Origin of the sequence: Reyranella sp., from assembly GCF_052439685.1 — a bacterium.
In the GTDB taxonomy this organism is placed as follows: domain Bacteria; phylum Pseudomonadota; class Alphaproteobacteria; order Reyranellales; family Reyranellaceae; genus Reyranella.
Window position 1 is genome coordinate 95,063 of sequence record NZ_JBQVQG010000019.1, and the last position, 17,923, is coordinate 112,985.

The following is a 17,923-nucleotide window of genomic DNA, read 5'->3' on the forward strand; positions in this document are numbered from 1 at the left end:
CGGGTCGCTCCCCAGCCGGCGCGCTCTCCTCGGCGGCCTCCTTGCGGGGGGCGCCCTCGCGCCGTCGGGTCCCGCGCTCGCCAAGCTGTTCTCCGTCGGCAGGCGCAACGCCGAGACTTTCACCCTCGCCAATGGGCTTCAGGTCATCGTGCTGCCGTCGCGGCGCGCGCCGATCGTGACCCAGGTCGTCGTCTACAAGGTCGGCAGCGCCGACGAGACGTTCGGCCATACCGGCGCCGCGCATTTCCTCGAACACATGATGTTCAAGGGCACCGATCAGGTGCCGGCCGGCGAATTCTCGCGCATCGTCTCGCGCAACGGCGGCCGCGACAACGCCTACACGACTTTCGATTCCACCGGCTACCACCAGACCATCGCGGCCGAGCAGCTCGAGCTGGTGATGCGCATGGAAGCCGACCGCATGACCAACGTGCGCCTCACCGAGCGCGAGATCGTGCCCGAGCGGCAGGTCATCCTCGAGGAACGCCGCATGCGCACCGACAACGTGCCGGCGTCGCTGCTCGACGAGGCGGTGCGTGAGCAGCTCTACGGGCTGCACAAGCCCTATGCCATGCCGGTCATCGGCTATCCCGACGATATCCGGAACCTGGGCGTCGACGATCTCGCGAGCTTCTATCGCCAGCACTATGCGCCCAACAACGCGGTCCTGATCGTCGCCGGCGACACCACGCCGGAACGGGTGCGCGAACTCGGCGAGCGCTACTATGGGCCGATCGCGCGCCGTGAGATCGGGCCGCGTCTGCGTCCCGCGCAGGGCGGTACCGACCTGCCGCAGAAGGTGGTCCGCGCCGATCCTCGCGTCGCCGAGCCGCGCTGGTCGCGCCTGTGGCTGGCGCCGTCCTATCGGGTCGGCGAGACGAAATATGCCTATGCCCTCCAGGTCCTGGCGCGCCTGTTCGGCGGCAGCGAGACCAGCCGCCTGTCGCGGGTCCTGGTGGAGGAGCGCAAGATCGGTCTTTCGGCCTGGGCGTCCTACGGTGCATCGAGCCTTGGCCTCACCTCGTTCGACATCGGTGTGCATCCTGCGCGGTCGCGCAGCATCGAGGAAGTCGAGCAGGCGGTGACCGCCGAGATGAAGAAGCTGCTCGATGGCGGCGTCACGGCCGAGGAGGTCGAGCGCGCGCAGAACCAGCTGCTGGCCGCCGCGATCTATTCGCAGGACTCGCTGGCGAGCGGCCCGCGCATCTACGGCACGGCGCTCAGCACCGGCAATACCGTGGCCGATGTCGATGCCTGGCCGCAGCGCATTTCCGCCGTCACGCGCGACGAGGTGGTGGCGGCCGCGCGGCATGTCTGGCGCGACGATGGCGCCGTCACCGCGCTGTTGACCCCCGCGGCGAGGGGCGGATGAAGGCGTTTCGCGGGCTTGCGGCGGCGCTCGCCGGTCTCCTGATGCTGCTGCCCGCCGTCGCCGGCGCGATCGAGATCAAGGAAATCACGACGCCGCTCGGCATCAAGGCATGGCTGGTCGAGGACAAGAGCACGCCCGTCGTGGCGCTGTCCTTCTCGTTCTCCGGTGGCACCGCCACCGATCCGGCCGGACAGTCCGGCATCACCGATCTCATGGCGGGCCTGCTGACCGACGGCGCCGGATCGCTGGATGCGCAGGCCTTCCGCCAGCGCCAGGAGGATGCCGCCGCCTCGCTGGGGTTCGCCGCCTCGTTCGACCGGCTGACCGGTTCGCTGCGTGTCCTGTCGGCCAATCGCGACGAGGGCTTCGAGCTGCTGCGGCTCGCGCTCACCGAACCGCGCTTCGCTCCGGACATGGTGAGTCAGCGCCGCGCGCAGACGATTGCCAGCCTCAACCAGGCCGCCCAGCGCCCCGGCTCGGTGGCGGGCCGCACGCTGATGGAAACGCTGTTCGCCGGCCATGCCTATGCCCGCGATCCCGACGGCACGCCCGAAGGACTCGCGGCAGCCACGCCGGACCTGTTGAAGAAGCGGGCGGCGGAGCTGCTGCTGCGCAACGGCCTGATCGTCGCGGCGGTGGGCGATATCGACGAGGCCGAACTGGCGCGCCAGCTCGACCGTTCGTTCGGACTCCTGCCCACGGGCAACCCGCCGGCGCTGCCGCCGCAATGGGTGCCGCCGACCAAACCGCGCGTCGTCGTCGTCGAACGGCCGGTGCCGCAGAGCTCGGCGCTGATGGCGCTACCTGGGATCGAGCGCGACGATCCGCTCTGGTATGCCGCGGTGGTCATGAACCATGTGCTGGGCGGTGGCGGGCAACAGTCGCGGCTGTTCAACGAGGTGCGCGAGAAGCGCGGCCTGGCCTATAGCGTGTCGAGCGGCCTGCGCACCTACAAGCGCGCCGCGCTGCTGGTGATGTCGACGGGCAGCGCCAACGAGCGCATCGCCGAGGCGCTCGAGGTGATCCGCGCCGAGATGGGCCGGATGCGCAACGACGGCGTCACCGAGGCCGAGCTGACCGACGCGAAGACCTACCTGACGGGGGCGCTGGCGCTCTCGCTCGATTCCTCGGCCTCGATCGCGGGGCTGCTGCATTCCATGCAGATCGACGGGCTGTCACCCGATCACCTCACGCGACGCGCGGCGCTGATCGCTGCGGTCACGCTCGACGACGTCCGCAAGATCGCGCGCCACCTCCTGCGCGATGAGGCGTTGACCACCGTCGTGGTCGGCAAGCCGGCCGGCGTCACACAGGAACCCTGAGGAGAGTCGTTTCCCGATGTTCTACAGCCACGTGATCGACGACGCGCTCGAGAGCAAGGTCGGCAAGCAGGGGTTGCATCGCGCCGCACTCGACCGTGAACTCGCGAACGCCAGCAAGGCGCTCGACAAGTTCCGGCAGTGGAAGGCCGACGGCACGCTGCCGCTGCTCAGCCTCCCGGGAGCGCGGGACGATCTGGCGCCGCTCAAGCCGCATGCCGAGCGGTTCGCGAAGTTCGAGCATGTGATCGTGCTCGGCACCGGCGGTTCGAGCCTTGGCGGCCAGACCCTGGTCGCGCTGAAGGACCAGGGATTCGGCCCCCAGAACGGGCGGCCGAAACTCTGGTTCATGGACAATGTCGATCCCTCGACCTTTACCGAGCTGGCGGCCCGCCTGCCGCTCGCCCGCACCGGCCTGATCGTGATTTCCAAGTCCGGCACGACGGCCGAGACGCTCACCCAGTTCCTGACCCTGCTGCCGGAGTTCGAGGCCAAAGTGGGCCGCGACAGGCTCGCCGAGCACGTCATCGCCATCACCGAGCCCAGCGACAATGCGCTCAGCCGCCTGGCTGGCCGCATCGGCTGTCCCATCCTCGACCACGATCCCAGGGTCGGCGGGCGCTTCTCCGTTCTGTCCCTGGTCGGCCTGCTGCCGGCCATGATCGCCGGCCTCGATGTCGCCGCGGTTCGGGAGGGCGCGGCGAGCGTACTCGATCCTGTCCTCGAGGCGAGCGACGCCGGCGACTTGGCCCCGGCCGTCGGCGCGGCGCTCTCGGTCGGGCTCGCCCGGGAGCGCGGCATCGGTACCACCGTGCTGATGCCCTATTGCGACCGGCTGGGCTATTTCGGCTTCTGGTATCGCCAGCTCTGGGCGGAGAGCCTGGGCAAGGGTGGCAACGGCACGACGCCGGTGCGCGCCATGGGCACCGTCGACCAGCACAGCCAGCTGCAGCTCTATCTCGGTGGACCGGCGGACAAGATGTTCACGGTGCTGATCCTCGATACCGCGGGCAAGGGCAAGCCGATCGCGCCGGCCGCGCTGGGCGGCGACAAGACGCTGGCCTATCTCGAGAACCGGTCGCTGGGCGACCTGCTGCTGGCCGAGGCCGATGCGACCGCTGCCACGCTGGCGAAGAACGGCCGGCCGACGCGCGTCATGCGCATCACCTCACTCGACGAAAGGGTGATGGGCGCGCTGATGATGCACTACATGCTGGAGACGATGTTCGCCGCCCATCTGCTGGGTGTCGACGCCTTCGATCAGCCGGCGGTCGAGGAGGGCAAGATCCTGACCCGGCAGTATCTCGCCGCCCGCGTATCTTCCACAGGCCATCGGCCCTAAAATGACGGCGCCATGAGCGCCCTCCGAACCCTGCGTCGCCTGCCCTCGACGCTCGTCAACCGCATAGCCGCCGGCGAGGTCGTCGAGCGTCCGGCGAGCGCCGTGAAGGAACTGGTCGAGAACGCGCTCGATGCCGGCGCGCGGCGCATCGCGGTCACCCTGAAGGAGGGCGGCCGCACCTTCCTCTCCGTTGTCGACGACGGTGTCGGCATGTCGCCCGACGAGCTGCGTCTCGCGGTCGAGCGGCACTGCACCTCGAAGCTGCCGGACGACGATCTGACCGACATCCGCACGCTCGGCTTCCGCGGCGAGGCGCTGCCCTCGATCGCCTCGGTCAGCCGCTTCACCATCACCTCGCGTCCCGCCGGCGCCGACACCGCCTGGAGCCTGGAGATCGACGGCGGCGCCAAGGCCGAGCCGCGGCCCGCCGCGCATCCGCAGGGCACGCGCGTGGAAGTGCGTGAACTGTTCTTTGCCACGCCGGCGCGTCTCAAGTTCCTGAAGGAGCCGCGCACCGAGTCGGGTCATGTTGCCGATGCGATGCGCCGGCTCGCCATGGCCCATCCCGAGGTCGCCTTCCGGCTGGAGAGCGAGGAGCGCGCGCTGATCGACCTCGCGGCGGCCAAGCCGTCGCTGCTGTCGGGCGATGCCGCGCGGCTGGAGCGGCTGGCCGCCATCATGGGGCGCGAGTTCGCGGAAAATGCCGTGGCGATCGACGCCAATCGCGAAGGCTTCCGGCTCACCGGCTTCGCGGGCCTCCCGACGCTCAACCGTCCGACCGGCCAGCACCAGTATCTCTTCGTCAACGGCCGCCCGGTGCGCGACAAGCTGCTGGGTGGCGCGGTGCGCGGCGCCTACCAGGATTTCCTGGCACGCGACCGTCATCCGATGGTGGCGCTGTTTCTCGAAGCGCCACCTGAGATGGTCGACGTCAACGTCCATCCGGCCAAGACAGAGGTCCGCTTCCGCGATGCCGGCATCGTGCGCGGCATGATCGTCGGCGCCCTGCGCACCGCGCTCTCGGCGGCCGGCCATCGCGCCAGCACGACCGTGTCCGATGCCGCGCTCGGCGCCTTCCGACCGCATACGGGCTTCGCGACGCCGCTGCCGATGGGCGGCGGAAGCGGGGGCGGATACGCCAACGGCGGCAGCTATTCGCCGGTGCCGCGCGGCCTCGCCGAGGCGGCGATGCAGTTCATGGCGCCGCTCGATGGATTGTCGGCGCGGGTCGAGGAGCAACCAGCCAACATAGCGCCCGGCAACTATCCCCTCGGCGTGGCGCGGGCGCAGCTTCACGAGACCTACATCGTGGCCCAGACCGACCAGGGCGTCGTGATCGTCGACCAGCATGCCGCGCATGAGCGGCTGGTCCATGAGCGGCTGAAGACCCAGCTCGAGGCCGAGGGCGTGAAGCGGCAGGCGCTGCTCTTGCCAGAGGTCGTGGAGATCGGCGAGGACGGCGCGCGGCGCCTCACGCAACGCGCCGCCGAGCTGGCCGACATGGGCCTGGTGCTGGAGCCGTTTGGCCTCGGCGCCGTGGTGGTGCGCGAGACGCCTGCCGTGCTGGGCGAGCTCGACGTCCAGGGACTGGTGCGCGACCTGGCCGACGAGCTCTCCGAGATGGGCGATCATCTGTCGCTCAAGGAGAAGGTCGAGGAAGTCTGCGGCACACTCGCCTGCCACACCTCGGTGCGGGCCGGCCGCCGGCTGACCGTCGAGGAAATGAACGCGCTGCTGCGCCAGATGGAGGCGACACCGCACTCCGGCCAGTGCAATCATGGCCGTCCGACCTATGTCGAACTCAAACTGGCCGACATCGAGCGGCTGTTCGGAAGACGATGAAGAAGTTTCTCGTTCTGCTCCTGATCGCCTGTGCCGCCGCGTCGGGTGCGTCGGCACAGACCCGTGCGCCGGCGCCGCCCGCCGCCCCGCCGCCCGGCACGGTGCCGACACCCGCGCCGGCCTCGCCGCTCGATGGAACGTGGCGCGGCACCAGCGACGGCGGCTCGTGCAATGCGCCGCTCGACTATCTGCTCACCATCGAATCGGGCTTCGTCGACGGCTCGGCTTACGACACCACGGCGCGGGGGCCGGTGCCCAATCCCAACAAGTCGGCGCCGCCGCCGCCGGGCCCTGGCCTGTGGCAGATCCACGGCGTGGCCAAGGTGGGGGCGCCGTTCAATCTCTTGAGCCTCGCCTCGGTGAAGGGTCCCGAACACCGTCGCATGCAGCTTACCGCCAGTGGCGATGGCCAGAGCCTGGTCGTCAGCGAAACCAGCGGTTGCCGGCGTACGGCGCGGCTCTCGCGTTAGCGCGACGCGAATGTCCGCTCTCGTCGTGCGCGACGTGGAACCGTCCGACGGCCCGGCCTGGCGCCGGATGTGGACCGCCAACTACACCCATCACGGCGCGACCATGTCCGACGCCGACATCAATGAGCTGTGGCGGCGGATCCTGCAGCCTGACCATCCCGTCCATGCGCTGGTTTCGGCAGCGGCGCACGATCGGGACCTGGTCGGGTTCGCGCAGTACGTGCTGCACCCTCACACCTTCACCAGCCGGACGGTCTGCTATCTGGAGGATCTGTGGGTCGAGCCCGCCGCACGCGGCGCCGGGGTGGGACGCCGCCTCATCGAAGCGCTCATCGAGCGCGGCCGTGCAAGCGGCTGGCGGCGGCTCTACTGGCACACCGAAGCCGAAAACGAGGCCGCCCGCCGCCTCTACGATCGGATGGCCAAGCTGACGGACTATGTCCGTTACGACGTCGATCTGCCGTAAGGCACGCGACTCAGCCGAGCAGCATGCGGGCGTCCACGATGGTGTAGCCGTCGGCGTTCACGATCACGGGATTGAGGTCGATCTCGCTGATCTCAGGGTGAGCCAGGGCGAGGCGAGAGACATCGAGGAGCAGCGACACGAGCTTCTCGCGATCGACAGGCGCACGGCCACGGGCGCCGTCAAGCAGGGCCTTGCCGCGGATTTCGTCCAGCATCAGGCCGGCCTCGCGCCGGTCGATCGGCAGGGTGCGGAAGACCACGTCCTTCAGCACCTCGACGAAGACACCGCCCAGGCCGAACATCAGCACGCGACCGAATTGCGGGTCATTGGTCACGCCAATGATCACCTCGACGCCCTTGGCGGCCATCGGCGCAACCAGCACGCCGGCAATGTCAGCGGACGGCACGGTCTTGCCGATATGGGCGCGCAGCGCCGCGCTCTGGGCCTCGATCTCCGCCGCGCCCGCGATGCCGAGCTTCACGCCGCCCACGTCGGATTTGTGCAGGATGTCCTTCGACACGATCTTCAGCGCCACCGGCTTGTCCGAGAGTGCCGCCGGCAGCGTCTTGGCGTCGTCCGGTGCGCGCAGAACGGCGAAGGGCGGTACCGCGATTCCCTCGGACGCCAGCAGTTCGAGCGCTTCCGGTTCGAGCAGGCTCTGTCGATCGTCGGCGCGGGCGGCGGCGATCAGCCGGGCCGATGCTTCGCTTGCGCGCGGCGTCGCCGTGACCTGCTTCGTCTCGCGGGCCGCGGTGGCGATCCGATGGAATTCCTCGGCGCCGGCGAGACAGGCCGCCGCGATCTCGATCGAGCGCACGACCGTAATGTCGGCGGCGCGCAGGATGTCGATTGCCTCGGTCTGGAACTCGGCATAGTGGCACTGCACGATCACCGGCTTGCCGGCCTGCCTGGCGAAGGCCGAGAGCTTGAGGGCGGCCTCGTTCTCCGCCTCGGCAAGCGGTGTGCCGTAGCGGACCTGATAGCCGCCGAAATAGCCCACGATCAGCAGCGCATCGACGGCAGGATCGGCCAGGATCGCCTCGCCGCAGGCCGGCATGTAGCGCGGATGCGGATCGGTTCCGCCACCGGCATCGACCGGATTGTTCAGCTGGGTGGCGTTGGGCGTGATCTTCTTGAGGCGCGCTTCGGTGTCGGCGGACAGGACCGGCAGGTCGAGACCGCGCTCGGCCAGCGCATCGACGGCCTGGGAGATCGGGCCACCGCCTTCCGACAGGATGGCGACGCGGCGGGTGGGGCGGCCGGCGGTGCGCGAGACCATGTCCGCCACCGCGAACATCTCGTCGGAGCGCTCGACCAGGATGGCGCCGGCCTGGCGCAGTGCCGCGCGTGCGACGGCGTAGTTGCCGGCCAGTGATCCGGAATGCGAGCGCGCCGCGCCCTCGCCCTTGTCGGTGCGGCCGGCCTTGTAGAGAACGACCGGCTTGCGCACGGCGACCTCGCGCAACGCCTCGAGGAAGGCCGGGCCGTCCTTGAAGCCTTCGACATAGACGATGACCGCGCCGGTGTTGGGATCGTCGCCGTAGAAGCGGAGATATTCGTGGAAGCGGATGTCGCCTTCGTTGCCGACGCCGACGAAGGTGGTGAAGCCGGCCTGGCCGTTCTTGTGGCTCTGCGCCAGCAAGGCGATGGCGACGTTGCCCGACTGGCAGAGCGCGCCCAGCTTGCCGGCATAGACGCCGGGCCAGCCGACCAGGTTGCAACCGGTATAGGCATCGAAGATGCCGGCGGTGTTCGGACCGATCACGCGCACGGAGCTCTCGCGGGCGGCCTCCATGCTGCGGGCTTCGAGTGCCGCGCCGTCAGGGCCTGCCTCGCTGAAGCCACCGGCCAGCACGAGCGCCGCGCGCACGCCGCGCTGGCCGCACAGCCGGATCACATCGGGCAAAGCGGCGGCCGGCGTGCAGACCAGGGCGAGGTCGATCTCGCCCGGCGCCGAAGCGAGGTCGGGATAGCAGGCGAGGCCCAGGATTTCGCTTTCCTTGGGATTGATCGGCAGGATGCGGCCCTTGTAGCCGTCGCCCAGCAGGGTCTTGATCGCCCGGTGTCCACGCTTCACGGGATCGCGCGAGGCACCGATCACCGCGACCGAGCGCGGCTTCAGGAAGTCCATCGAGGAAGTCATGGTCTCTGCTCAGGTCATGGTCTTGGTGAAGCGCACGGTCTGCGCCTGGGCATCGGCATCGGTGCGCACGTTGACCAGCGCCGTCCGGCCGGCCTTGACCGCGGCGGCCGCCCGCTCGAGAGCGGGGCGGATGTCCTCGGGCTTCTCGACATATTCGCCGACGCAGCCCAGCGATTCCGCCAGCTCGTGGAAGTGCGTGTAGCCGAGGTCTCGGCCGGGCTTCATGCGCTTGGGATCGGCCGTCCAGCCGCCATTGAGGCTGATGACCACCAGCACCGGCAGCTTGTGACGAACCGCCGTGTCGAGTTCCATGCCGTTCAGGCCGAACGATCCGTCGCCATGCAGCACCATCACGAAGGCGTCGGGCTTCGCGGCCTTGGCGCCGATTCCGAACGGCAGGCCGACACCCATCGTGCCGAAGGTGCCGGAGTTGAGGCGATGCCCGAACACGTGGGTGGGAATCGTCTGCCGTCCGAAGTTCAGGATCTCCTGGCCGTCGACGGACAGGATCGCATCGCGCGGCAGGAAATCGCGGATCTCCTTGCACAGGCGCAACGGATGGATCGGGGTCTGGTCGGTCGAGATCTGGGCCTCGAACTTGGCGGCCTTGTCGGTCTCGATGGCAGCGAGACGCTCCCGCCAGGCACCGTAGCGCTTGGCCGCCACGCGCTCGCCGGCCGCCGCACTCATCTGCTCCAGCACCGTGCGCGCGTCGCCCACGATCCCGATCTCGACCTGCGGCGTCGAGGCGATTTCGGCTGCATCGATGTCGATGCGGATCAGCCGGGCATCCTTGGCGAAGCGCGGGGCCTGGCCGTGACCGAACACGTAGTTCAGGCGTGTGCCGACCACGAGCACCACGTCGGCCTCGCGCAGTGCGGTGGAGCGCGCGTTGGGGAAGGTATGCGGTCCGTCCTCCGGCACGACGCCACGTCCCTGCGGCGTGGTGTAGAGCGGCATGCCGGCCTGCTCGACCCAGCGCGCCAGCGCCTCGGCCGCGCCGGACCACAGCACGCCGCTGCCGGAGATGGCGACGGGCCGTTCGGCCTTGGACAGCAGGTCCAGCGTCTTCTCGATCGCAGCGGGATCGCCGGCCGGCCGGGCACGCAAGGCCTCCGCAGGCTCGGTCGGCCACACCACCGTGGCCTCGTCGATCTCGGCATAGAGCACGTCGCTGGGGCAATCGAGATAGACCGGGCCCGGCTTGCCCGCGAGGGCCTGACGGAAGGCGAGGTTCACCATCTCCGGAATGCGCCGCGCCTCGAGGATGCGGTCGGCCCATTTGGTCAGCGGCTTCATCGCGGCGAGCTGGTCGAATTCCTGGAAGGCGCCGCGGCCGAACTCGCCGATCGGGCTCGCGCCGCCCAGCGCCACCACGGGTACGCAATCCATCAGCGCGTTGGCGAGGCCGGTGCCGAAGTTCAGCGTGCCGGGGCCCGAGCAGGCCATGCACACGCCGGGACGGTTGCGCAGGCGGGCATAGGCATGGGCCATCATGGCCGCAGCCTGCTCGTGGCGCACGTCGATCCCGCGGATGCCGAGATCGATCGCGGCCTTCTCGGCCGACGACATGGGCGCGCCCATGATGAAGAAGAACGTGTCGACACCCTGCTGCTGGAGCGCGCGCGCCAGCAGTTCATAGCCCATCACAGTCACGGCGTTACCTCTGCTTTTCTTGCTGTCTTTTGGCGATACAAACGTCCGGGCAAACGTCCGGCACGCCCTATTCCACGGGAATTTTCGCGTCGGTGATCAGCGTGTGAAAATCCTTCACCTCGCTGGCGATGAAGCTCGAGAACGCCGCAGGCGTGGAAACCTTCACCTGGAGACCGAGGTCGGTCAGCCTCTTCGTCACGTCCGGAAGGGCGATCACCTTGTGGATCGCGCCGTTCAGCCTGTCGACGATCGGCTGCGGCGTGCCGGCCGGGGCGGCAACGCCCAGCCAGCCGCGCGAGACGACGCCCGTCACGGTTTCCTGAACGGTCGGCACGTCGGGCAGCTGCGCCGAACGCTCCTCGGTCGTCACCGCGATGGCGCGAAGCTGGCCGGACCTGACATAGGACATCGAGCTCGGGATGGTCTCGAACATCAGCTGGATGCGGCCGCCGACCAGATCGGCCATCGCGGGCCCGCCGCCCTTGTAGGGAACATGGACCATGTCGACGCCGGTGCGGCTCTTGAACAGCTCGCCGGCGAGATGCTGGGAGGCGCCGATGCCGGAGGAGCCGAAGTTGAGCTTGCCCGGGTTCGCCTTGGCATAAGTGATCAGCTCGGAAACCGTCTTCACCGGCAGCGACGGGTGGACCATCAGCACGTTGGGCTGGATCGCGACCAGTGAGACCGGCGCGAAGTCCTTCAGCGGATCGTAGCCGATGGTGCGGTACAGGCTGACATTCACCGCCAGGTTCGAACTGGCCATCAGCAGCGTGTAGCCGTCGGGCTTGGCGTGGGCGACGGCCTCGAAGCCGATATTGCCGCCGGCCCCCGCGCGGTTCTCGACGACGATCGATTGCTTCAGCTCTTCGCCCAGCGCCTGGGCCAGGATGCGGCCGACGATGTCGACGCTGCCGCCGGGCGCGAACGGGATCACGAGCTTGACCGGTTTGTCGGGATAAGGCTGCGCCGCGGCGCCGAGTCCCGTCAGGAGCACCATGAGAAGGGTGCCGATGGCGCCGAGTACCTTGCCCATTCGCCGTGCCTCCGAACCGTCCCGAATTCGGAAGCAACGCTAGGAGTGGGCCTTTCTCATATCAATAAGGTTCTGATAAGAGCAATTGATGCGATTTTCGCATATAAATTTTACAACTTCGTGAAGCAGATGAAGCGCCCGCCCTCCCAGATTCCCAATCTCTCGGTCCGGCAGCTCCGGGCCGTGGCGGCGGTCGCGCGCTATTCGAGCTTCATCGCCGCCGCCGCTGAGCTGGAGCTGTCGCAGCCCGGCCTCTCGCGCATGATCCGGTCGGCGGAGGAGGAGTTGGGAACGCCGCTGTTCGAACGCACGACCCGGCACGTCACGCTGACGAGCGCAGGAGTGGAGTTCGTGCCGCTGGCCGAACGCATCCTCCACGACCTGGAGCTGAGCTCGGGCGTGTTGCGCGAACTGAAGCAGCAGGCGCGTGGCCATCTCGTCCTGTCCTGTCCGATGGCCTTCGCGACCAACATGCTTGCGGCGCTGATCATCAAGTACAAGCGCTCGCGACCCAACGTGGTGGTGAACGTTCATGAGGGTATCCAGAGCAGCTCGATCGGCCTGGTGCGCTCGGGACATGTCGACTTCGGCATCGGTGCGCCCACCGAGCCGCACGACGACCTGGTGATCGAGGAATTGTGCAAGACCACCTATCACGCGGTCTTCCACAAGGATCATCGCTTCGCCGCGCGCGACCGGCTGCACCTCTCGGACCTTCGCGGCGAGGCGCTGGTCTCGATGCCGCCGGCGTCGAACATGCGACGGATCATGGACGGAGCGGCGGCAAAGGCGGGCTTCCGGCTCGACTACACGATCACCCTCAACACCTACAGCGCGATCGCCCAGTTCGTCCGACGGAAGATGGGCGTGACCATTCTCGTGAACACGTCGCTGCCCAACGATCCCTTGCTGCGCTCGCTGCCGATAGATCCCAGGGAGTTCCACGGCACGCTGGCGCTGATGCGCCTGAAGGGGCGACCCATGTCGGAAGCGGCACTGGGCTTCCAGGAGGTCATCAGGGCCCATTTCGCCAGGTTCGCGGCTGCGGAGAAGGCGCGGTCGCGGGCCCGCAAGGGCTAGCGGCCCGGCGCCATCAGCCCCAGCCGTTCGCGTCGCAGCCAGCGCATGAGCAGCAGGATCGCGACGACGGTGAGGCCCGTCGCCAGTCCGATCCACAGGCCGAAGCCGGCCATCCCGCCCTGGAAGGCGAGCGCGACGCCCAGCAACAGGCCGATGCCCCAGTAGCCGATGCCGGCATAGACCATGGGTACGCGGGTATCGTGCAGGCCGCGCAGCATGCCGGCCGCCACCGCCTGACCGCCATCGGCCACCTGGAACAGCGCGGCGACCATCAGGAAGCTCACTGCCAGGTCGATCACGGGCAGATTTGCCGGCGTGTCGAGATCGAGGAACAGGCCGACCAGGGTGCGCGGAAGGAGGACCATCGCCAGCGCCGTCAGCGCCATGAAGCCGACGCCCATCGCGTAGGCCGTCCATCCGGCACGACCGACGGCCTCCTTGTCATGCGCGCCGAAGGCGCGTCCGACCCGCACGGTCGCGGCCTGGGCCAGCCCGAGCGGGACCATGAAGGAGAGCGAGGCGAGTTGCATGGCGATCGAATGTGCCGCCAGTGCCGCAGCGCCGATCAGTCCCATCAGGAAGGTGGCGCCGTTGAACACCGCCACTTCGAAGACCAGGGTCGCGCCGATCGGCAGGCCGAGATGCCACAGTTCCCGGAAGCGCGGCCAGTCGGCGCGCCAGAAGCGGCCGAACAGGTGATAGCGGCGGAACTTGCGGTCGGTGAGCACGACGGCTGCCATTATTGCGAACATCAGCGTGTCGGCGAAGGTCGTGGCGTAGCCGGCGCCCACCAGCCCGAGCCTGGGAAAGCCGAGATGGCCGAAGATCAGCACCCACGCCAGCGCGGCGTTCGCGATCACGCCGACGATGCCCGCGGCGAGCGCCCACAGCGGCCGCTCCAGCGCCGAGACGAAGGAGCGTAGCACGAGGAAAAAGAAGAATGGCAGCAGCGACCATTGCAGCGCCCGCACATACTCCGCGGCCGACTTGGCGAGCGCCGGCTCCTGGCCCATCGCCAGCAGGATCGCCTCGCTCTGCCACAGCACGATCCAGATCGGCACGGTGGCGCCGGCCGCCATCCACATGCCCTGGCGCACCGTGCGGCGCACGTCGCGCACCGAGTGGCCCTTGCGCCCCAGTTCGCGCGCGATCATCGGCGCGGTCGCCGTGGTGAGGCCCAGCCCGAAGATCATCGTCGCGAAATAGAGGTTGGCGCCCAGCGCACCGGCGGCCAGAGCGTCGGGACCGAGCCAGCCCATCATCACCACGTCGGTCGCCGTCATAAGCGTCTGCGCGAGATTGGTGAGGATGAGCGGCCAGGCGAGCAGCAAGGTCGCACGCGCTTCCCCGGCCCATGTCGTCCGAATGGCTGGCTCCGTCGTCCTGCTCTGCGCGTCCTCGTTCATGCCGGCGCTTATAGCCGGCACACCGTTACGATCACAGGTCGCAGGCGATGCGTTCCTCGTTTCCGGCGAGCAGACGGAAGAACGCGTCCTGCGGCTTCTCCAGAACGAACATGGCGCGTGCATCGAGTCCGAGGTTGAGACCGCGCACCACCGCACCGCTGACGCCGTGACTGACCACCACGGTGCGCGTGTTGGTGCCGGCGATCTCCGCCAGCATGGCCTCGCAGCGCCGGCGCAGCTCGATATGCGTCTCGCCACCGGGCGGGCAGTAGCCGTGCGGATCGGCGCGCCAGTCGGCGAGAGCGGTCGGATGATCGATCTCGATCTCGGCCCACGAGAAACCTTCCCACGTGCCGTAGGAGAGTTCCGCCAGCCTGATGTCCTCGCGCCAGTCGGCGGCGGAAAGCCCCAGCTCCTGACCGATGATGTCGGAGGTCTCGCGGGTGCGTCCCAGCGGACTGCGCAGGAAGATCGTCGGGCCGGGGTCGCGCTCGAGTTCGCGCTTGAGCGTGCGCCCCATCGCCAGCGCCTGGACCCGCCCGCGCGCGGTCAGGTCGGAGTTCTTGCTGCCCTGCATGCGCCGCTCGGTGTTCCAGGCGGTCTCGCCGTGCCGCAGCATGTAGAGAGGCGCGCCGAGCTTCATGCCGTTCGCTTGAGGACCACGATCTTCGCCGCGCCGTAGCGCCGTTCGTCGATCGCCACGAAGCCCGGCGGCGGCGGCAAATCCTCGTTGTGCGCGCATTCGACCGTGACGATGCAGCCCGGCGTCATCCACCCGGCGTTCGCCAGCGCGGTCATCGCGGCGGGCGCCTGGCCCGACCGATAGGGCGGATCGAGCAGCACGAGGTCGCAGGCTTCGCGTGCGGGTGGCGGCCGCATCGCATCGGCGCGCACGACCTTGGCCGCGCCGGTCTCGCCGAGCTTGCGCAGGTTCTCGCCGATCGCCTTAATCGCGGCGGCGTCGTTGTCGAGGAAGGTGACGTGAGCCGCGCCGCGCGACAGCGCCTCCAGCCCCAGCGCGCCGGAGCCGGCATAGGCATCGAGTACGCGCGCCTCGATCAGCGGCGAGGTACCGCCGTCCTCGTCCTCGCGCCAGTTCGCATGCATCAGGATGTTGAACAGCGCCTCGCGCGCACGGTTGGAGGTCGGGCGCGTGGCTTCGCCCTCCGGGGTCGCGAGCATGCGGCCGCGATGCTTGCCGCCGATGATGCGGATCATCAGTGCCGCCGGCGCTTGGCGTGGGGTGGCGCGGGTTTCGGCTTGGGCTTGGCCCAGCCTTCCTTGCGCGGTGGGCGCTTCACGCCCAGCAGGTTTTCGAGCGCCTGCGGTGGAATCTCCTCGACATGACCGCGTTCGACTTCGCCGAGATGGAACGGCCCGAAGGCGACGCGGATCAGGCGCACCACCGGCAGATCGAGATGGGCCAGCACGCGGCGCACCTCGCGGTTCTTGCCCTCGGTCAACGCGATGTCGATCCAGGCATTGGAGCGCTGCTGGCGGTCGAGGCTCGCCTGGATCGAGCCGTAGCGCACGCCCTCGATGGTGATGCCGTTGGCGAGGTCCGCGAGCTTCGCCTCGTCGACGGCGCCGTGCACGCGGGCGCGATAGCGGCGCGTCCAGCCATTGGCCGGCAGTTCGAGCTGGCGCGCCAGGCCGCCATCGTTGGTCAGCAGCAACAGCCCTTCCGAGAAGTAATCGAGGCGGCCGATCGTGACGACCCTCGGCATGCCCTTGGGCAGCGAGTCGAAGATGGTGCGGCGTCCCTCGGGATCGCGGGCCGTCACCATCTCGCTCGGCGGCTTGTGGTAACGCCACATGCGCGCCCGGTCGGCGGCGGGCAGGGGCTTGCCGTCGACCTCGACGACGCTCTTGTCGGTGACGACGCAGGCCGGTGTTTCCAGCACCTTGCCGTCGACCTTCACGCGGCCTTCCGCGATCCAGCGTTCGGCATCGCGGCGCGAGCACAGGCCGGCGCGCGCCAGGCGCTTGGCGATACGCTCGCCTTCCTTGACGGGTTGTTCGGTCACTTTGCGGCCGCCGCTCCCAGGAAGGCGCGGAACAATTTCGCGTCGCCTTCGGAGATATGGAATTCGGGATGCCACTGCACGCCGATGCAGAATCGGTAGGCCGGCGCCTCGATGCCCTCGATCACGCCGTCGGGCGCGGTGGCGTTGACGACGATGCCGTCCGGCTGGTCGGCGGCAGCCTGGTGATGGGCGCTGTTCACCTGCAGCTCCTCGGCGCCGACGATGCCGTGCAGCTGCGTGCCCCTGGCGACCTTCACGACGTGGCCGGGCTCGTCGCGCGGGTTGGGCTGCTCGTGCGCCAGCGCATCGGCGATGGCGTCGGGAATGTGCTGGATCAGCTTGCCGCCCAGCACGACGTGCAGCAGCTGCTGGCCGCCGCAGATGCCCAGCACGGGCTTGTTCTGCGCCAGCGCGCCCTTGGTCACGCCGAATTCGAAGGCGGTGCGGCGGTCCTTGGTGACCACCGTCGAATGCTTCGCCCCACCGCCATAGTAGGAGGGATCGACGTCGAAGGCGCCGCCGGTCACCACCAGCGCGTCGATGCGCTCCAGATAGTCGGCGACCCGGTCGGGCTCGTGCGGCAGCGCGATTGCCAGACCACCCGCCGCGTCGATCGCGTCGAGGTAGTTCTGGCGCAGCGCATACCAGGGAAACTTGGAGTATCCGCCTGGCTTTTCAGCATCCAGGGTGACTCCGATCAGGGGACGGGGCATGTGCGCCAAGATACGCGCGCGCGCCGCCGCGCGCTATAGTGCGGCCGCGATGCCGGATTCACACAAGTCGACGCCCATGGACAGGGCCCTCGCCGCCGCCCGCGCAGCCGGTGCGCGCGGCGAGGTGCCGATCGGCTGCGTGATCGTGGGACCCGACGGCGCGGTTCTGGCAGAGGCCGGCAACCGCACCGAGGAGCTGAAGGACCCGACCGCCCATGCCGAGCTGCTGGCGATCCGTGCCGCCGCGGCCGCGCTCGGCTCGCCGCGCCTGGTCGGCTGCGACCTCTACGTCACTTTGGAACCGTGCCCGATGTGCGCCCAGGCGATCTCCTTCGCGCGCCTGCGCCGGCTCTACTGGGGCGCCGCCGATCCCAAGGGCGGCGGCATCGAACAGGGCCCGCGCATCTTCGACCAGCCGACCTGCCACCACCGCCCCGACCTCTATCCCGGCGTCGGCGAACGCGAGGCAGGGGTGCTCCTGCGCGATTTCTTCAAGGCGCGGCGATAGGGAAGATTCCGATTGAGCTCAAGGCTTCACGAACTTCAGGACGAATTCGTCCTTGGGCTGCGGCGGGTCGGGCGTGTTCTTGTCGCGCGGGTCGTTGGGATTGCGCAGGAACGTGCCCTCGGCGACCAGCCTGAAGCCGGCGGCTTCGACCTCCTTGCGCAGGAAGGCTTCCTCGATGCGGTGCAGGGTGCCGGACTCAGAGATGCCGGTGCCCGGCCGGCCCGCATGGTCGGCGATGACGTAGAAGCCGCCGGGCTTCAGCGCCTTGAAGGCCGCCGCGTTCATCTTCGCGCGGTCGACGCCCAGGAAGCCGAGGTCGTGATAGTTGAACATCAGGGTCACGAGGTCGAAGCGGCCGTTTGCGAGTTCGGCAGGCAGCGGATCCTCCAAGGGGCGGGACAGCGCCGTAATCGGCGCAGCGGCGACGCCAGCCGCCTTCATCTTCGCGCTGCGGTCGGCCAGCGCGACCGGTGACGGACGCGGCGGGGCGGGCGGCGTTGCCGGTGCGGCCACCGGCGCGGCGGTCGGATTGGCATTGCCCTCGGG

16 protein-coding genes and 1 pseudogene are annotated in these 17,923 nt (G+C 68.9%); 8 read left to right on the forward strand and 9 right to left on the reverse strand.

Translation table 11 applies throughout. The annotated features are described in order from the left end of the window. The first annotated feature begins 148 nt into the window (after positions 1 to 148). The 6 genes from ACT6UX_RS21585 to ACT6UX_RS21610 are packed head-to-tail and all read left to right on the forward strand — an operon-like array spanning position 149 to position 6,811. Positions 149 to 1,372, forward strand: a complete 1,224-nt coding sequence (locus ACT6UX_RS21585) for a M16 family metallopeptidase (RefSeq protein ID WP_444777210.1) — start codon at positions 149 to 151, stop codon at positions 1,370 to 1,372. Beyond that, positions 1,369 to 2,694 (forward strand): M16 family metallopeptidase, encoded by a 1,326-nt coding sequence (locus ACT6UX_RS21590; protein ID WP_444777211.1) that lies wholly within the window; start codon positions 1,369 to 1,371, stop codon positions 2,692 to 2,694. Before ACT6UX_RS21585 ends, ACT6UX_RS21590 begins: the two co-directional genes overlap by 4 nt. Before the next feature lie 16 nt (positions 2,695 to 2,710). After that, positions 2,711 to 4,033, forward strand: a complete 1,323-nt coding sequence (locus tag ACT6UX_RS21595) for a glucose-6-phosphate isomerase (protein WP_444777212.1) — start codon at positions 2,711 to 2,713, stop codon at positions 4,031 to 4,033. Between the two features lie 12 nt (positions 4,034 to 4,045). Continuing rightward, positions 4,046 to 5,875: a DNA mismatch repair endonuclease MutL gene (gene mutL, locus ACT6UX_RS21600; RefSeq protein WP_444777213.1), complete on the forward strand. Its 1,830-nt coding sequence runs from the start codon at positions 4,046 to 4,048 to the stop codon at positions 5,873 to 5,875. After that, positions 5,872 to 6,345 carry a hypothetical protein gene (locus ACT6UX_RS21605; protein WP_444777214.1) on the forward strand — a complete coding sequence of 158 codons (474 nt, stop codon included), beginning with the start codon at positions 5,872 to 5,874 and terminating at the stop codon, positions 6,343 to 6,345. Before mutL ends, ACT6UX_RS21605 begins: the two co-directional genes overlap by 4 nt. A gap of 10 nt (positions 6,346 to 6,355) precedes the next feature. Further along, complete coding sequence (locus tag ACT6UX_RS21610) at positions 6,356 to 6,811, forward strand: GNAT family N-acetyltransferase (RefSeq protein WP_444777215.1); 456 nt, start codon at positions 6,356 to 6,358, stop codon at positions 6,809 to 6,811. Between the two features lie 10 nt (positions 6,812 to 6,821). On the opposite strand, the gene ACT6UX_RS21615 is transcribed toward ACT6UX_RS21610, so the two are convergent. From ACT6UX_RS21615 to ACT6UX_RS21625, 3 genes are all read right to left on the reverse strand, one after another. Continuing rightward, positions 6,822 to 8,954, reverse strand: a complete 2,133-nt coding sequence (locus ACT6UX_RS21615) for an acetate--CoA ligase family protein (RefSeq protein WP_444777216.1) — start codon at positions 8,952 to 8,954, stop codon at positions 6,822 to 6,824. A gap of 9 nt (positions 8,955 to 8,963) precedes the next feature. Beyond that, complete coding sequence (locus ACT6UX_RS21620; protein WP_444777226.1) at positions 8,964 to 10,601, reverse strand: thiamine pyrophosphate-binding protein; 1,638 nt, start codon at positions 10,599 to 10,601, stop codon at positions 8,964 to 8,966. 76 nt (positions 10,602 to 10,677) lie between these two features. Next, positions 10,678 to 11,643 carry a Bug family tripartite tricarboxylate transporter substrate binding protein gene (locus ACT6UX_RS21625; protein WP_444777217.1) on the reverse strand — a complete coding sequence of 322 codons (966 nt, stop codon included), beginning with the start codon at positions 11,641 to 11,643 and terminating at the stop codon, positions 10,678 to 10,680. Positions 11,644 to 11,772: 129 nt separating this feature from the next. Here ACT6UX_RS21625 and ACT6UX_RS21630 point away from each other — a divergent pair, with 129 nt between their 5' ends. Next, positions 11,773 to 12,723 (forward strand): LysR family transcriptional regulator, encoded by a 951-nt coding sequence (locus tag ACT6UX_RS21630; protein ID WP_444777218.1) that lies wholly within the window; start codon positions 11,773 to 11,775, stop codon positions 12,721 to 12,723. Here the strand turns inward: ACT6UX_RS21630 and ACT6UX_RS21635 are convergent. Genes ACT6UX_RS21635 through ACT6UX_RS21655 form a run of 5 tightly spaced genes read right to left on the reverse strand, consistent with a single transcriptional unit; the run spans position 12,720 to position 16,869 of the window. Continuing rightward, positions 12,720 to 14,129, reverse strand: a complete 1,410-nt coding sequence (locus ACT6UX_RS21635) for an MATE family efflux transporter (RefSeq protein ID WP_444777219.1) — start codon at positions 14,127 to 14,129, stop codon at positions 12,720 to 12,722. The two genes, ACT6UX_RS21630 and ACT6UX_RS21635, sit on opposite strands and share 4 nt — an antisense overlap. Before the next feature lie 31 nt (positions 14,130 to 14,160). After that, the gene (locus ACT6UX_RS21640; RefSeq protein WP_444777220.1) at positions 14,161 to 14,772 is read right to left on the reverse strand and encodes a histidine phosphatase family protein; all 612 of its coding nucleotides are present in this window, start codon (positions 14,770 to 14,772) and stop codon (positions 14,161 to 14,163) included. Next, the gene (gene rsmD / locus ACT6UX_RS21645) at positions 14,769 to 15,347 is read right to left on the reverse strand and encodes a 16S rRNA (guanine(966)-N(2))-methyltransferase RsmD (protein WP_444777221.1); all 579 of its coding nucleotides are present in this window, start codon (positions 15,345 to 15,347) and stop codon (positions 14,769 to 14,771) included. The genes ACT6UX_RS21640 and rsmD overlap by 4 nt, the downstream gene beginning before the upstream one ends. Then, a complete protein-coding gene (locus ACT6UX_RS21650) occupies positions 15,347 to 16,156 on the reverse strand; it encodes a pseudouridine synthase (protein WP_444777222.1) in 810 nt (269 codons plus the stop codon). Before ACT6UX_RS21650 ends, rsmD begins: the two co-directional genes overlap by 1 nt. Next, positions 16,153 to 16,869 carry a gamma-glutamyl-gamma-aminobutyrate hydrolase family protein gene (locus tag ACT6UX_RS21655; protein ID WP_444777223.1) on the reverse strand — a complete coding sequence of 239 codons (717 nt, stop codon included), beginning with the start codon at positions 16,867 to 16,869 and terminating at the stop codon, positions 16,153 to 16,155. Before ACT6UX_RS21655 ends, ACT6UX_RS21650 begins: the two co-directional genes overlap by 4 nt. A 76-nt stretch (positions 16,870 to 16,945) precedes the next feature. Here ACT6UX_RS21655 and ACT6UX_RS21660 point away from each other — a divergent pair, with 76 nt between their 5' ends. Beyond that, on the forward strand, positions 16,946 to 17,377 hold the full coding sequence (locus ACT6UX_RS21660) for a nucleoside deaminase (RefSeq protein WP_444777227.1): 432 nt from the start codon (positions 16,946 to 16,948) through the stop codon (positions 17,375 to 17,377). Positions 17,378 to 17,395: 18 nt separating this feature from the next. Here ACT6UX_RS21660 and ACT6UX_RS21665 read toward each other — a convergent pair. Next, a pseudogene (locus ACT6UX_RS21665) lies at positions 17,396 to 17,923 on the reverse strand (hypothetical protein); the annotation flags it as partial.